The organism is Frondihabitans peucedani (assembly GCF_039537585.1).
Lineage (GTDB): Bacteria > Actinomycetota > Actinomycetes > Actinomycetales > Microbacteriaceae > Frondihabitans > Frondihabitans peucedani.
Genome location: NZ_BAABAU010000003.1, coordinates 250,710 through 264,134 on the forward strand (window position 1 = coordinate 250,710; position 13,425 = coordinate 264,134).

The following is a 13,425-nucleotide window of genomic DNA, read 5'->3' on the forward strand; positions in this document are numbered from 1 at the left end:
TAGCGCACCTGGGTCTCGTACCCCTACAGACGAGATCGATGCGCTAGCACACAGCTTAGGGAGCCGCGTGTACCCCTGACCAGCCCAGGGCCGGATCCATCAGAAACTGTCCCCCTAAATGGGGGCCGCCTCATCCCCCGCACTGGGGGCGTCGAGAGCGTCCGGCCCGTCTTTCACGAGGATCGCGAACTGCGCCGCGTCGATGATGCGTACCCCGAGCGTCTCGGCCTTCGTGAGCTTCGATCCGGCCCCCGGACCGGCCGCGACGAAGTCGGTCTTCTTGCTGACACTGTTGCCGGCCTTGCCACCGGCCAGCAGGATCGCCTCCTGAGCGCCCTCGCGGCTGAAGCCCTCGAGCGATCCGGTCGCCACGACCGTCAGCCCGGCGAGCACTCCCCCGGCCGCCTCGGCAGCGCCCGGCCCCGGGTGGCCCGGGGTCGAGAACTGCACGCCGGCCGCCGTCCAGCGGTCGATGATCTCGCGGTGCCAGTCGACCTCGAACCAGTCGAGGAGGGCGTCGGCGATGATGCCGCCCACGCCGTCGACCGCGGCCAGCTCGTCGCGGGAGGCCGCGCGGATCGCGTCGAGCGACCCGAAGTAGTCGGCCAGAGCACGCGCGGCGACCGGCCCGACGTGGCGGATGCTCAGCCCGACGAGGATGCGCCAGAGCGGACTCGTCTTCGCCTTCTCGAGGTTCTCGAGGAGCACCTCGGCGCGCTTGGACGGGACGGGCGACCCGTCTTCTCGCGTCTTCGACACCCGGAACGGCGTCATGACCTTCGGCCGGTCGCCGTCGAGCTTCTCGAGGCCCGTCTCGGAGTCGCGGACGACGACCCGGATGGGCAGGATGTCGTCCATCGTCAGATCGAACAGCCCCGCCTCGGTCGCGAGCGGCGGCTCTGCCGGCTCGAGCGGCTGGGTGAGGGCGGCGGCCGCGACCTCGCCGAGGCCCTCGATGTCGAGGGAGCCGCGGGACGCGATGTGCTCGACGCGCCCGCGGACCTGCGCCGGGCAGCTCTTCGCGTTCGGGCAGCGGAGGTCGATGTCGCCCTCTTTCGCCGGAGCGAGGCGCGTGCCGCACTCGGGGCAGTCCTCGGGCATGACGAACTCGCGCTCGGTGCCGTCGCGGAGCTCGATGACCGGCCCGAGCACCTCGGGGATGACGTCGCCGGCCTTGCGGAGCACGACGGTGTCGCCGATGAGCACGCCCTTCGCCTTGACGACCTGCTGGTTGTGGAGCGTCGCCTGCCGCACCTCGGAGCCCGCGACCTCGACCTTCTGCATGACGGCGAACGGGGTCGCTCGCCCGGTGCGGCCGACGCTCACGACGATGTCGAGGAGCTTCGTGTTGACCTCTTCGGGCGAGTACTTGAAGGCCGTGGCCCAGCGTGGGGCGCGGCTCGTCGAGCCGAGCTCCTCGTGGAGGCCGAGGTCGTCGACCTTGATGACGATGCCGTCGATCTGGTGCTCGACCGAGGAGCGCTGCTCGCCGTAGCGGGTGATGAAGGCGTCGACCTCCTCGACCGTCTCGAAGACGCGGAAGTGCGTCGAGATGGGGAGGCCCCACGTCTCGAGGAGGCCGTAGATGTCGGACTGGCTCGTGACGCCGGTGGAGGCCTCCAGCTCGGGGACCGGCCAGGCGCCGATTCCGTGCACGAGCATCCTGAGCCCGCGCAGCCGCTTCGTCATGAGCGCGAGCCGCTCGGGGCTCTTGCCCTCCTCCTTCTGGCGGAGGGAGCCGGCGGCGGCGTTCCTGGGATTGGCGAAGAGCCGCTCGCCGGCGGCCGCCTGAGCCGCGTTCAGGGCGTCGAACTCGGCGACCGGGAAGAAGATCTCGCCGCGGACCTCGACGAGCGGCGGGTGCCCCTCGCCCTTCAGGCGGTCGGGGATGGTGCCCATCGTGAGGACGTTGCCGGTGACGTCTTCGCCGACGACCCCGTCGCCGCGGGTCGCCGCCGTGACGAGCACGCCGTTCTCGTAGCGCAGGTTGATGGCGAGGCCGTCGATCTTGAGCTCGGTCAGGAACCGGACGCGCTCGGCGCCGGCGTCGCGCTCGACCTTGCCCGCCCACTCGGCGAGCTCGTCGAAGCTGAAGACGTTGTCGAGGCTCAGCATGCGCTCGGCGTGCTCGACGGGGGCGAACTGGGTGGTCTCGGCGCGGCCGCCCACGGTCTGCGTGGGGCTGTCGGGCTTCTGCAGCTCAGGATGCTCGCGCTCGATCTCGTCGAGACGCCGCACCATCGCGTCGTACTCGGCGTCGGACACCGTCGAGCCGTTGCCCTCGTAGTACTGGTCGCGCAGCTCGAGGATGCGGGACGTCAGGCCGGCAGCCTCGTCGCGCGCCGCCTCCAAATCGGATTCAGAGGTGGTCATGCTGGCTCCTAGAGAGAGGGAACGGGGACTGCGGCCGGCGCTGGGGCTGCCAGCGCGCTCACGGTGCGGTCGATCGTGCACTGCCCGAGCACCCGCGTGCCGACGTAGACGACCGCGGTCTGCCCGGGAGCGACCCCGTTGAGAGGCTCGCGCGGCGTGATGACCAACTCAGTTCTACCGTCGACCACCGACACTCGGGCCACCGCGTCGACAGGATCGGCGTGCGCGCGGATCTGCACCTGGCAGTCGAAGGGCTCCGTCGGGTCGAGAGGGGCGATCCCTGCCCAGCTGAACGTCGATCCTGCGATCTCGGCGATGTCGAGAGCCGCCTTGGGGCCGACGACGACCGTGTTGTCTCTCGGCCGCACCTCGAGCACGAAGCGGGGCTTGCCGTCGTCGGACGGGAAGCCGATGTTGAGGCCCTTGCGCTGACCCACGGTGAAGGCGTGCGCACCCTCGTGCCGACCGATGACGGCGCCCGTGCGGTCGAGGATCTCGCCCTGCTCAGCGCCCACGCGGTCGGCGAGCCAGCCGCGGGTGTCGCCGTCGGGGATGAAGCAGATGTCGTGGCTGTCGGGCTTCTGCGCGACGGTGAAGCCGCGGGCGGCCGCCTCGGCGCGCACCTCGGCCTTCGAGGGGGTCGCCCCGAGAGGGAACATCGAGTGGTCGATCTGCTCTTTGGTGAGGACGCCGAGCACGTACGACTGGTCTTTCGCCCAGGCGGCAGCCCGGTGGAGCTCCTTGTTGCCCGCGGAGTCGGTGACGATGGAGGCGTAGTGGCCGGTCGCGACGGCGTCGAAGCCGAGTGCCAGCGCCTTCTCGAGGAGGGCGGCGAACTTGATCCGCTCGTTGCAGCGCATGCACGGGTTGGGGGTGCGGCCGGCCTGGTACTCGGCCACGAAGTCGTCGACGACGTCGAGCTTGAAGCGCTCGGAGAAGTCCCACACGTAGTAGGGGATGCCGATCATGTTGGCGGCCCGCTGGGCGTCCATCGAGTCCTCGATGGTGCAGCAGCCGCGGCTGCCGGTGCGGAGCGTGCCGGGCATCCGGCTGAGCGCGAGGTGGACCCCGACCACGTCGTGACCGGCGTCTTTCGCACGCGCCGCGGCCACGGCGGAGTCGACTCCGCCGCTCATCGCTGCCAGGACCTTCATGCGTCCAGTGTAAACGAGCCGGGTTTAGGCTCGATCCGATGACTTCTCCGGCCGCCTCCTTCTCGCTGCGGTCCGTCGCACTCGCCGCCTTCCTGCCCGCCGCGCTCTTTGCGATCGGCGAGGGCGCCATCATCCCGATCATCCCGGTGGCGAGCGACAACCTCGGCGCCTCGCTCGCGATCTCGGCGTTCGTCGCCTCGCTGATCCTGGTGGGCGAGCTCATCGGCGACATCCCGAGCGGCTGGCTGGTGTCGCGCATCGGCGAGCGGACGGCGATGATCGGCGCGGCGCTGATCAGCGTCGTCGGGCTGCTGGTGAGCGTCGCGGCGCCGAACGTCTGGATCCTGGCGCTCGGCGTCTTCCTGATCGGCCTGTCGACGGCCGTCTTCGCCCTCGCGCGGCACGCCTACATGACGACCTTCGTCCCTCCCGAGATCCGGGCGCGCGCCCTGTCGAGCCTCGGCGGGGTCTTCCGCTTCGGCTACTTCGTCGGCCCGTTCCTCTCCGCCGGTCTGATCCACCTCACCGGCTCGGTGCAGTCGGCGTTCTGGATCCACATCGGCGGCTGCCTCGCCGCGGCCGCCGTCCTGATCTTCATCAAGGACCCGGGCCTCGGCAGCACTCCCACCCGGTCGCTCGCTCGACCCGCGGCGCCGCGCTCAGCGGGCGAGGCGGAGGTGGCGCAGGAGGCTCAGGGCCTGTTCCCGACGCTGTGGAAGTACCGCGGGGTGCTGGTGAAGCTCGGCAGCGGCGCGGCCCTCATCGGCGCCATGCGCGCGGGGCGCCAGGTGATCCTGCCCCTCTGGGCCGTCTCGATCGGCATCGGCTCGTCGCAGACCGCCCTCATCATCGGCATCGCCGGCGCCATCGACTTCGGCCTCTTCTACACGAGCGGGCAGATCATGGACCGCTGGGGCCGGATGTGGAGCGCGATGCCCTGCATGGTCGGGCTCGGGATCTCGTACGTCGTGCTGTCGCTGACGCACGATCTGCCGACGAGCGTCACCTGGTTCATCGGCGTCGCCATGTTCATGTCGGTGGCCAACGGGATCGGGTCGGGGATCCTGATGACCCTCGGCGCCGATCTGGCCGACAAGGCGAACCCCGCCCCGTTCCTCGGCGCGTGGCGCTTCACCGGCGACTTCGGGAGCGCCGCCGCACCGCTGCTGATCTCCGGCCTCACGGCCCTCGTGTCGATCTCGCTCGCGAGCGGCGTGATGGGCATCCTCGGCTTCGTCGGGGCCCTGATCCTGCTCCGCTACGTGCCGCGGTACAGCCCGCACCAGCCGCACCTGAAGCGGTAGGCCGCCCGGGGCCGCCGCTACACTCGTCGGTGTCGCGGGAGTGGTGGAATCGGTAGACACGCAGGATTTAGGTTCCTGTGCTTTCGAGCGTGAGGGTTCAAGTCCCTTCTCCCGCACTCCCCTCGAGCACTCGGGTCAGCCCCACTGTGGCGGCCTCCGCGGTCCGTTAAGCTGGCCGGGATCACAGGCTCTCGAACGACAGCTGCGAATCGATCACCGGAGAACTCCTGATGCTGCCGCTGGCCACGCTTTCCTTCCTCGATCCCGAGGCTCTCATCCACGCTTTCGGCGCCTGGGCGGTGCTCGGCATCTGCGCGATCATCTTCGCCGAGACGGGCCTGCTCGTCGGCTTCATCTTCCCGGGCGACACCCTGCTGGTGCTCGCCGGCGTCATCGCCGCCAAAGACTCGTACGGCCTCGGGCTGCCGATCTGGCTGATCGCCCTGTGCATCGCCGTGGCGGCGTTCCTCGGCGGCGAGCTCGGCTACCTCATCGGCCACAAGATCGGTCCGCGCATCTTCGAGCGGAAGGAGAGCGGCCTCTTCTCGTCGGAGAACGTCAAGCGCACCAACGCGTTCTTCGAGAAGTTCGGCTCGTTCGCCGTGATCCTGGCCCGGTTCGTCCCGGTCGTCCGCACGTTCACGCCGATCGCGGCGGGCGTCGCCCACATGCACTACCGGAAGTACTCGCTGTACAACGCCATCGGCGCGGTGGCCTGGGGCTTCGGGATCACGATGCTCGGGTTCGGCATCGGGCACATCCCGCCGGTCGCGAAGTTCGTCGAGGACTACATCGACCTGATCCTGCTCGGGGCCGTCGTCCTCTCGGTCGTACCGGCTCTGCTGCAGGTCTTCCGCACGAGCCGCAAGGCGAAGCGCGCCGCGGCCGCGGACGCCGACGGCACGTCGCCCGCTCAGCCGTAGCGGGAGCCGCGCCGCAGCCGCAGCGCAAGCCGCGCCGCAGCCGCACCGCAGCCGCAGCGCAAGCCGCGCCGCAGCCGCACCGCGACTGCCGGCGGCGGGCTACTCGGCCGACGCCAGCGCCGCGATCCTCGGCGCGAGGGCCCGGAACGCCTGCGACCGGTGGCTCGTCGCGTCTTTCTCGGCGACGGTCAGCTCGGCCGCCGAGCGGTCGGCGTCGTCGGGCCGGAAGACGGGGTCGTAGCCGAAGCCGCCTGATCCTGCGGGGGCTGTCAGCACGACCCCGGGCCACTCGGCGAGCTCGACCGACTCGTCGCTCTCAGCGGCCTCGGCGGGGCCGTCGGGCCCGACCGCGCCCACGGGCGGCGGCACGACGAGCGCGGCCGCGCACACGAAGGTCGCTCGCCGGTCGGTCGCGTCGCCCAAGTTCTCGAGCAGGAGGCGCAGGTTGTCGCCGTCGTCGCGGGTGCCGGCGTAGCGGGCCGAGTGGATGCCGGGAGCGCCGTCGAGAGCCGCGACCGCGATGCCCGAGTCGTCGGCGATGGCGGGCAGCCCGGTGTACGCGGCGGCCGCCCGGGCCTTGATCAGCGCGTTGGCCTCGAAGGTGTCGCCGTCTTCGACCGGCTCGGGACCCTCGTACGTCACCAGCTCGATCCCCTCGAGGGCCTCGCCCAGGATCCGCCTCAGCTCGTCGACCTTGTGCGCATTGTGCGTGGCGAGCACCACCTTCACCATCAGGCGCCCGCGCCGTCGAGAGCGGTGGCCTCGAGGGTCGCCCGCTGGATGCCTGCGAGGTCGACGGCGCCCGCGAGCGCCAGGTCGAGCAGGAGGTTCAGCTCGTCGCGGTCGAAGGGGGCGCCCTCGGCGGTCCCCTGCACCTCGACGAACTTGCCGCTGCCGGTGACGACGACGTTCATGTCGGTCTCGGCCCGGACGTCCTCGACGTAGGCGAGGTCGAGCATCGGCTCGCCGTCGATGATGCCGACGGACACGGCCGAGACGCTGTCGAGCAGCGGCGTCGCCTTCTGCCCGATGAACTTCTTCTCGCGGCCCCACTCGATGGCCTGCGCGAGGGCGACGTAGGCGCCGGTGATGGCGGCCGTCCGGGTGCCGCCGTCGGCCTGGAGCACGTCGCAGTCGAGCACGATCGTGTTCTCGCCGAGGGCCTTCATGTCGACGACGGCGCGGAGGCTGCGGCCGATCAGACGGGAGATCTCGTGCGTGCGCCCGCCGATCTTCCCCTTGACGCTCTCGCGGTCGTTCCGGGAGTTCGTGGCCCGCGGCAGCATCGCGTACTCGGCGGTGACCCAGCCTTTGCCCTTGCCCGTGAGCCAGCGCGGCACGCCGTTGGTGAACGAGGCGGTGCAGAGCACCTTCGTGCTGCCGAAGCTGACGAGGGCGCTGCCCTCGGCCTGGGCGCTCCAGCCCTTCTCGATGGTGACGCGGCGGAGGTCGTCGGCCTGGCGGCCGTCTTCGCGAGTGGTCATGGTGTCTCCTTGCGTCGGTGCTGTGGTTCAGCGGTGCCCGCGGGCGAACCCCGCGGGAAGATCGATCGTGCCCGTCTCGAGGTGGCTGACGGCCTGGACCTCGGGGCCGAGGAAGCGCTTGGCGAGCCGGATGAAGCCGGCCTGGTCGGCTCCGGTCGCCTGGAAGTCGTAGCCCGGCGGCTCGGGGCTCTCGCGGAGGAGGTCGTGCGCCACCAGGGTCGAGTAGACGTCGGCGGCCGTCTCCTCGGCGCTCGACACGAGCCGGACATCGGGCCCCATCACGTACTGGATCGCAGCCGACATCAGCGGGTAGTGCGTGCAGCCGAGCACGAGGGTGTCGACGCCCGCGTCGCGGAGGGGCGCCAGGTACTCCTCGGCCACCGCTCGGAGCTCGGCGCTCGAGGTGTCGCCGGCCTCGACGAACTCGACGAATCGGGGGCAGGCGCGCGTCAGCAGCTCGAGGTCGGGAGCGGCCGCGAACGCGTCCTCGTAGGCGCGCGACCGGATGGTGCCGGCGGTGCCGATGACGCCGACGCGCTGGGTGCGGGTCGCCTTCATCGCGGCGCGGACGGCGGGCTGGATCACCTCCACGACGGGGATCCCGTGCGGGCCCGTGTAGCGCTCGCGCGCGTCGCGAAGCACCGCCGCGGAGGCCGTGTTGCACGCGATGACGAGGAGCTTCACGCCCTGCGCGACGAGGTCGTCCATGACGGCGAGCGCGTACTCGCGCACCGCGGCGATCGGCTTCGGCCCGTAGGGCGAGTGCTCGGTGTCGCCGACGTACAGGATCGACTCGCGCGGGAGCTGATCGATGATCGCCCGGGAGACGGTGAGCCCGCCTACTCCCGAGTCGAAGACTCCGATGGGTGCGTCCGTCACGGTGCTCAAGCCTACCCGGCGGCCTAGGCTGGTCGGGTGACCAGCGCGCTCCTCACCGACCGGTACGAACTCACGATGCTCGACGCGGGGCTCCGCGACGGGACCGCCCTCCGGCGGAGCGTCTTCGAGGTCTTCACCCGGCGCCTCCCGGCCGGCCGTCGCTACGGCATCGTCGCCGGCACCGGCCGGTTCCTCGAGCAGCTCTCGCGCTTCCGCTTCGGCGACGACGAGCTGGCGTGGCTGGCCGAGGCCGACGTCGTCGGCAGCGAGACGCTCGACTGGCTCGCCGACTACCGCTTCACCGGCGACATCCAGGGCTATCGGGAGGGCGAGGTGTTCTTCCCGAACTCGCCCCTGCTGGTGGTGGAGTCGAGCTTCGCCGAGGCCGTCCTGCTCGAGACCCTCGCCCTGTCGGTGTTCAACTACGACTCGGCGGTGGCGAGCGCCGCCGCCCGCATGGTGTCGGCCGCCGACGGCCGCCCGCTGGCCGAGATGGGCTCCCGCCGCACGGGCGAGTGGAGCGCCGTCGCTGCTGCGAGAGCCGCCTTCATCGCAGGATTCGGCGCGACCAGCAACATGGAGGCCGGGCGCCTGTGGGGCGTCCCCACCATGGGCACCGCGGCCCACGCCTTCACGCTGCTCCACGACTCTGAGGAGGACGCCTTCCGCTCCCAGGTCGACGCCCTCGGCCCCGGGACGACGCTGCTCATCGACACCTACGACATCCCGAAGGCCGTCGAGACGGCGGTTCGGGTCGCCGGGCCCGAGCTCGGCTCCGTCCGGATCGACTCGGGCGACCTCCCCCAGCTGGTCGCCGAGGTGCGCGCCCAGCTCGACTCGCTCGGTGCGACCGGGACGAGGATCACGGTCACGAACGACCTCGACGAGTTCACCATCGCGGCCCTCCGCGCGGCACCCGTCGACAGCTACGGGGTCGGGACGAGCGTCGTGACCGGCTCCGGGCATCCTGCGGCGTCGATGGTCTTCAAGCTCGTGGCGCACCACGACGCGGACGGCCGCTGGGTCTCGGTCGGCAAGAAGTCGGCCGAGAAGGCCACGGTGGGCGGGCGGAAGTTCCCGGTGCGAGCGCGCCGAGGCGGCATCGCCTCGGCGGAGATCGTCCGGGTCGGGAGCCAGGAGGTGGGTGCCTCGGAGCGCACCCTGCTCGTGCCGCTCGTGACGGGCGGCGAGATCGACCCGCGCTGGCTGGGCCCGGAGGGCGTGCTCGCCGCTCGGAGCCACCGGGAGGCCGCCGTCGGCGAACTGCCGCCGGCCGCGTTCAGCCTGGGCCGCGGCGAGGCGATCATCCCGACGCGGTACGAGGTGGTGTGAGAGGGCCCGGGCCCTACTCGCCCTTCATCTTCTCGTAGATCTCTTTGCAGGTCGGGCAGACGGGGAACTTCTCGGGGTCGCGCCCCGGAGTCCACTTCTTGCCGCACAGCGCCTTGACGGGCTTGCCGCTCAGGGCCGACTCCATGATCTTGTTCTTCGGCACGTAGTGCGAGAACCGCTCGTGGTCGCCGGGGTCGATGGACTCCTCGTTGAGGAGCTTCTCGAGTTCGCGGTCGAGCACGTCCGTGCCGCCGCCCTGGACGTCGCCTCCGATACCTGTGTCGCTCATGCCCCCATGGTACGCCGGTCGGTGGCGCGGGCCGAGCGGCGGGGCGCGTCGGCGTCGGCACCTGTCCGCGGACCGGTGCGGCTGCCGTCGTACGGCGCCGACCGGCCGCAGCTAGCTGCGGAGCGCGAACGCGAGCAGCTCGGGCGCGCGGTGCGCGAAGATCCTGCTCCCGATCAGGATCCCGGCCACCAGCACGACGACACCGGTCGCGAGGCCCGTCAGGAGTGCGAGCGCGGTCAGGCCGACCCGGCCGTCGATCGCTGCCATCACGGCCAGCCACCCGGTGGGCGCCGACAGCAGGACCGCGCCGCCGAACATGATCGACTGCGACCAGCCCGGAGCCGACCCGGTCGTCTGCGGCTGCTGGAACGGGTCGTCACCGGGGCGCACCGCCGCGTACGGCAGGGCGGCCGACAGGATGCTCGACAGCCCGAGACCGCTGAGCAGCAGGGCGAACGAGACTCCGAACTCCGCGCCGAACGCGCCGAAGTCGCCGTGCAGCCAGACGGCCACGAGGCTCCCGACGACGCTGAGCGGGATGCCGATGACGAGCGGCGGCGCGATCCTGCCCACCCGGTCGGGAAGACCGCCGGTGTTGGTGGCGATGTGCAGCCAGAGGGCGGTGTTGTCGTACGACACGTCGTTGTGCGGGAGGAAGCCGAGCAGCAGGCACATGAGAGGCACCGGCACGAGCGCGAGCATCGACCAGTCGATCCCGGCGATGCCGAGCGGCACGACGAGCAGCGGAAGGAACGGCAGGATCACGAGAGACCACCGGTAGCGGGCGTCTCGCGCCCAGTAGGTCAGGCTCCGCGCGGCCACCGCTCCCGTGGGCGTGCCGAGGGTGAAGTCGAACCAGCCGAGGCCGACGCGCTCTCCGCTCACAGCCGGTGCCGGGGTGCTGTGGAGGGCGCGCTCGACGAGGGAGCGCCAGGCCCACCAGAGCAGCCCGATGCTCGCGAGGGCGACGACGAGGCCGCCGATCACCCGGCCGGTGTCGCCGGTCGCCGCGTGCGCGGGAAGAGCGAGGGCGGCGCCGAAGGGCGTCCAGCCGAGGGCCGAGGTCCAGAAGCTCGAGCCCGGGTATCCGCCGGGCAGCAGCACCCGCACCAGGTCGACGACGAGGGGCACGAGCAGGATCGCGAGGACGATCCCTCCGGCGACGAGGAGGTCGCGCGAGCGCCGGGTGGTGCTCATCGCCGACAGCGTCGACGCCACGAGCGCCAGCAGGAGCGCCGTGACGCCGGCCAGCACGGACGAGACGACGGCGAGCCAGGCGATGCCGGTGCCCTCGCTCCACGACCGCACGTAGCCGGTGGCCAGGATGACGAGCGCCAGCGCCGGCAGGCCGATCGCGCCGCCGAGGGCGAGCCCCGCGGCAGCCCGGTCGGTGGACACGCCGTAGCCGAAGAGGCGCCGCGGATCGCTCCACGCCGGCCTCGAGGCGGCGAAGGGGGCCACGAAGAAGGCGACGAGCAGGAGCGAGCCCGCGCCCGTCGTGAGCGCCTCGACCTCGCCGAGCGGCGCGAACCGCAGCTGACTGGCGAGCGCGGCGACGACGAGAGACGCCACGAGCGCGACGAGCAGGATCACGACGGTCCAGAACGCGGGCCTCAGCCCGAAGCGCAGGCGGTTGCCGATCCCGACGATCCTCAGTCGGAGAAGCTGTGCAACCATTCCATCCCCTCCGTCGCCGCTTCGCCGCCCGCCAGCTCCACGAACCGCTCCTGCAGGCTCCGGCCGGCGCGCACCTCGTTGACCGTGCCCTGAGCGAGGACGTGCCCGTCGACGATCACGGCGACCGAGTCGCAGATGCGCTCGACGAGGTCCATGCTGTGGCTCGAGAGGAGCACGGTGCCGCCGCCACGGACGTAGCGCTGCAGGATCTCGGTCACCGTCGCCGCCGACACCGGGTCGACCGACTCGAACGGCTCGTCGAGCACCAGGACCCGCGGCGAGTGGATGATCGCGGCCGCCAGAGCGACCTTCTTCGTCATGCCCACCGAGTAGTCGCTCACGAGGCGCCCGAGGGCGTCCTCCAACCCGAAGGCGGAGGCCAGGTCGGCGGAGCGCTTGCGGGCAGTGGCGGCGTCGAGGCCGCGCAGCAGCCCGGCGTAGTAGAGGAACTGCGCGCCGGTGAGCTTGTCGAACAGCCGCAGCCGGTCGGGCAGGACTCCGAGGGAGCGCTTGGCCTTCGCGGAGTCCTTCGTGTCCCAGACATCGGTGCCCAGGATCGTGACGCTCCCGGCATCAGGGCGGAGGAGCCCGGTCGCGATCGACAGCGTGGTGGTCTTGCCGGCGCCGTTCGGGCCGACGATGCCGTAGAACGAGCCGGCCCGGACGTCGAGGTTGACGCCCTCGACGGCGGTGGTCGAGCCGTAGCGCTTCACGAGGCCCGAGATCGACAGGACGACGGGGGCGTCGGCCGGGACCTCGGAGTCGGAGGGGACGCGGGCTGCGGCGGGCTCGGGAGTGGTGGCGCTGTCGACGACGGCGGCGGGCGCTGCTTCGACGGCGGGTCGGGGAGCCTCGGCGGGTCGGGGAGCCTCGGCGGGACGAGCTGCGCGGGCCTCCTCGAGGCGCGCCGTGACGCTGGTGCGCGCAGACCTCCACCACGACGACACGCGGCTGGCGGCGTTCGACACCCCGGACGGGCCGGCCTCGACGGGTTCAGAAGCCTGGACCGGCGCAGGATCGGGCGCCTCGGTCTCCGTCTCGACGGTCTCCGCCGCAGCCGTCTCGGGCTCAGCGGCCTCGGGCGCGTCGGCCTCGGGTGCAGCCGTCTCGGGCTCAGCGGCCTCCGCCTCGACGACCTCGGGCTCGGGCTGGGGCTCGGGCTCGGGGACTGCGGGCGCGACGACCACGGGCGCAGTGACGACTTCGGCAGGCTCGACGGGTTCGCCGACCTCCGGCTTCGGCGACGCCGACGGGGAGGTGCGACGGCGGGTCGTCGCGGGCTTGCGGGTCGTGGTCCGCGGGGTCGGGCGCGTGACCGCGCCCTCTGTCGTCGTCGGCTCCCCGCCCTCGCCAGCGGTCGTGCCCTCAGCAGCGGTCGCGTCCTCGGCAGCGGTCGCGCGCGGAGCGGTCGCCCGCGGGGTCGTCGTGCGCGGGGCGGAGCCGGTCGTGCGGGCGGCGCCGCTCTTCGCAGCGCCCGTCTTCGCAGCGCTCGTCCTGGCGGCCGTCGTCTTCGCGGCGGTCGTCTTGGCGGCGGCGGTCTTCGCAGCGCCCGCCTTCGCAGCGGCCGTTTTCGCAGCCGCGGTCTTCGCAGCCGCAGTCGCCCCTGCCTTCGCGGCACCGGGCTTCGCAGCGCCCGAGCTCGGTGTCTTCCGCGCGGGTGCCTTGCGCGGCGTCGGCGTCGTGCTGGCCGCCGTCTCGGGCTCCGCTGATACCGCGCTCCCCGATCCGGATCCCGCGGTCTCGGTCTCGACTTCGGCTTCCGCCTGGCCCGTCGTCTCGTCGGTATCTGTCACTTCGTCCCCCTGCTGCGCCGCCGCGAGTCGTTCCTCGCGGGCGGCAGTCGTGGACGCGTCGTGGTCGCTGCGCGTCCGCCCGAGCTCGTCCGTCTGCGTGGGCCCCTGCCCACCGGAAGTCTCGGACTCGGTCATCGTCCAACCGTACCAATTGTCCCCCGGTCCACCCGGGCCGCGGTCACCGATTCGCGGCCGATCCGAGGTCGCACCTGATGAG

The 13,425-nt window shown here is 71.8% G+C and carries 11 protein-coding genes and 1 tRNA gene; 4 read left to right on the forward strand and 8 right to left on the reverse strand.

The window, feature by feature from the left end:
* Positions 1-114: 114 nt before the first annotated feature.
* Both ligA and mnmA read right to left on the reverse strand, forming a co-directional pair.
* Entirely contained in the window at positions 115-2,373 is a 2,259-nt protein-coding gene (gene ligA, locus ABD733_RS12635; RefSeq protein ID WP_344796732.1) for an NAD-dependent DNA ligase LigA, read from the reverse strand.
* Between the two features lie 8 nt (positions 2,374-2,381).
* Positions 2,382-3,527 (reverse strand): tRNA 2-thiouridine(34) synthase MnmA, encoded by a 1,146-nt coding sequence (mnmA, locus tag ABD733_RS12640; RefSeq protein WP_344796734.1) that lies wholly within the window; start codon positions 3,525-3,527, stop codon positions 2,382-2,384.
* 38 nt (positions 3,528-3,565) lie between these two features.
* Between mnmA and ABD733_RS12645 the strand changes: the two genes are divergently transcribed.
* The 3 genes from ABD733_RS12645 to ABD733_RS12655 all read left to right on the forward strand — a co-directional run bounded on the left by ABD733_RS12645 (position 3,566) and on the right by ABD733_RS12655 (position 5,754).
* Positions 3,566-4,831: an MFS transporter gene (locus tag ABD733_RS12645; protein ID WP_344796736.1), complete on the forward strand. Its 1,266-nt coding sequence runs from the start codon at positions 3,566-3,568 to the stop codon at positions 4,829-4,831.
* A 34-nt stretch (positions 4,832-4,865) separates the two neighbouring features.
* Positions 4,866-4,947 (forward strand) — tRNA-Leu (locus tag ABD733_RS12650).
* A 114-nt stretch (positions 4,948-5,061) separates the two neighbouring features.
* Entirely contained in the window at positions 5,062-5,754 is a 693-nt protein-coding gene (locus ABD733_RS12655; protein WP_344796738.1) for a DedA family protein, read from the forward strand.
* A 99-nt stretch (positions 5,755-5,853) separates the two neighbouring features.
* Here the strand turns inward: ABD733_RS12655 and ABD733_RS12660 are convergent, their stop codons facing one another.
* The 3 genes from ABD733_RS12660 to murI are packed head-to-tail and all read right to left on the reverse strand — an operon-like array spanning position 5,854 to position 8,117.
* On the reverse strand, positions 5,854-6,486 hold the full coding sequence (locus ABD733_RS12660; RefSeq protein ID WP_344796740.1) for a non-canonical purine NTP pyrophosphatase: 633 nt from the start codon (positions 6,484-6,486) through the stop codon (positions 5,854-5,856).
* Positions 6,486-7,238 carry a ribonuclease PH gene (gene rph, locus ABD733_RS12665; protein WP_344796742.1) on the reverse strand — a complete coding sequence of 251 codons (753 nt, stop codon included), beginning with the start codon at positions 7,236-7,238 and terminating at the stop codon, positions 6,486-6,488. The genes ABD733_RS12660 and rph overlap by 1 nt, the downstream gene beginning before the upstream one ends.
* 27 nt (positions 7,239-7,265) lie before the next feature.
* The gene (gene murI / locus ABD733_RS12670) at positions 7,266-8,117 is read right to left on the reverse strand and encodes a glutamate racemase (protein WP_344796744.1); all 852 of its coding nucleotides are present in this window, start codon (positions 8,115-8,117) and stop codon (positions 7,266-7,268) included.
* 75 nt (positions 8,118-8,192) lie between these two features.
* Here murI and ABD733_RS12675 point away from each other — a divergent pair, with 75 nt between their 5' ends.
* Positions 8,193-9,449 carry a nicotinate phosphoribosyltransferase gene (locus ABD733_RS12675; protein WP_425552924.1) on the forward strand — a complete coding sequence of 419 codons (1,257 nt, stop codon included), beginning with the start codon at positions 8,193-8,195 and terminating at the stop codon, positions 9,447-9,449.
* A 13-nt stretch (positions 9,450-9,462) separates the two neighbouring features.
* On the opposite strand, the gene ABD733_RS12680 is transcribed toward ABD733_RS12675, so the two are convergent.
* From ABD733_RS12680 to ABD733_RS12690, 3 genes are all read right to left on the reverse strand, one after another.
* Positions 9,463-9,738, reverse strand: a complete 276-nt coding sequence (locus ABD733_RS12680) for a DUF3039 domain-containing protein (RefSeq protein ID WP_344796748.1) — start codon at positions 9,736-9,738, stop codon at positions 9,463-9,465.
* Between the two features lie 111 nt (positions 9,739-9,849).
* The gene (locus ABD733_RS12685; RefSeq protein ID WP_344796750.1) at positions 9,850-11,415 is read right to left on the reverse strand and encodes an ABC transporter permease; all 1,566 of its coding nucleotides are present in this window, start codon (positions 11,413-11,415) and stop codon (positions 9,850-9,852) included.
* Complete coding sequence (locus tag ABD733_RS12690) at positions 11,391-13,343, reverse strand: ABC transporter ATP-binding protein (protein ID WP_344796752.1); 1,953 nt, start codon at positions 13,341-13,343, stop codon at positions 11,391-11,393. The genes ABD733_RS12685 and ABD733_RS12690 overlap by 25 nt, the downstream gene beginning before the upstream one ends.
* Positions 13,344-13,425 lie beyond the last annotated feature (82 nt).

What these genes read in the sequence shown, in the direction of transcription:
- ligA (WP_344796732.1), bottom strand. Translation starts at nt 2,373, where the DNA reads ATGACCACCTCTGAATCCGATTTGGAGGCGGCGCGCGACGAGGCTGCC.
- mnmA (WP_344796734.1), bottom strand. Translation starts at nt 3,527, where the DNA reads ATGAAGGTCCTGGCAGCGATGAGCGGCGGAGTCGACTCCGCCGTGGCC.
- ABD733_RS12645 (WP_344796736.1), top strand. Translation starts at nt 3,566, where the DNA reads ATGACTTCTCCGGCCGCCTCCTTCTCGCTGCGGTCCGTCGCACTCGCC.
- ABD733_RS12655 (WP_344796738.1), top strand. Translation starts at nt 5,062, where the DNA reads ATGCTGCCGCTGGCCACGCTTTCCTTCCTCGATCCCGAGGCTCTCATC.
- ABD733_RS12660 (WP_344796740.1), bottom strand. Translation starts at nt 6,486, where the DNA reads ATGGTGAAGGTGGTGCTCGCCACGCACAATGCGCACAAGGTCGACGAG.
- rph (WP_344796742.1), bottom strand. Translation starts at nt 7,238, where the DNA reads ATGACCACTCGCGAAGACGGCCGCCAGGCCGACGACCTCCGCCGCGTC.
- ABD733_RS12675 (WP_425552924.1), top strand. Translation starts at nt 8,193, where the DNA reads ATGCTCGACGCGGGGCTCCGCGACGGGACCGCCCTCCGGCGGAGCGTC.
- ABD733_RS12680 (WP_344796748.1), bottom strand. Translation starts at nt 9,738, where the DNA reads ATGAGCGACACAGGTATCGGAGGCGACGTCCAGGGCGGCGGCACGGAC.
- ABD733_RS12685 (WP_344796750.1), bottom strand. Translation starts at nt 11,415, where the DNA reads ATGGTTGCACAGCTTCTCCGACTGAGGATCGTCGGGATCGGCAACCGC.
- ABD733_RS12690 (WP_344796752.1), bottom strand. Translation starts at nt 13,343, where the DNA reads ATGACCGAGTCCGAGACTTCCGGTGGGCAGGGGCCCACGCAGACGGAC.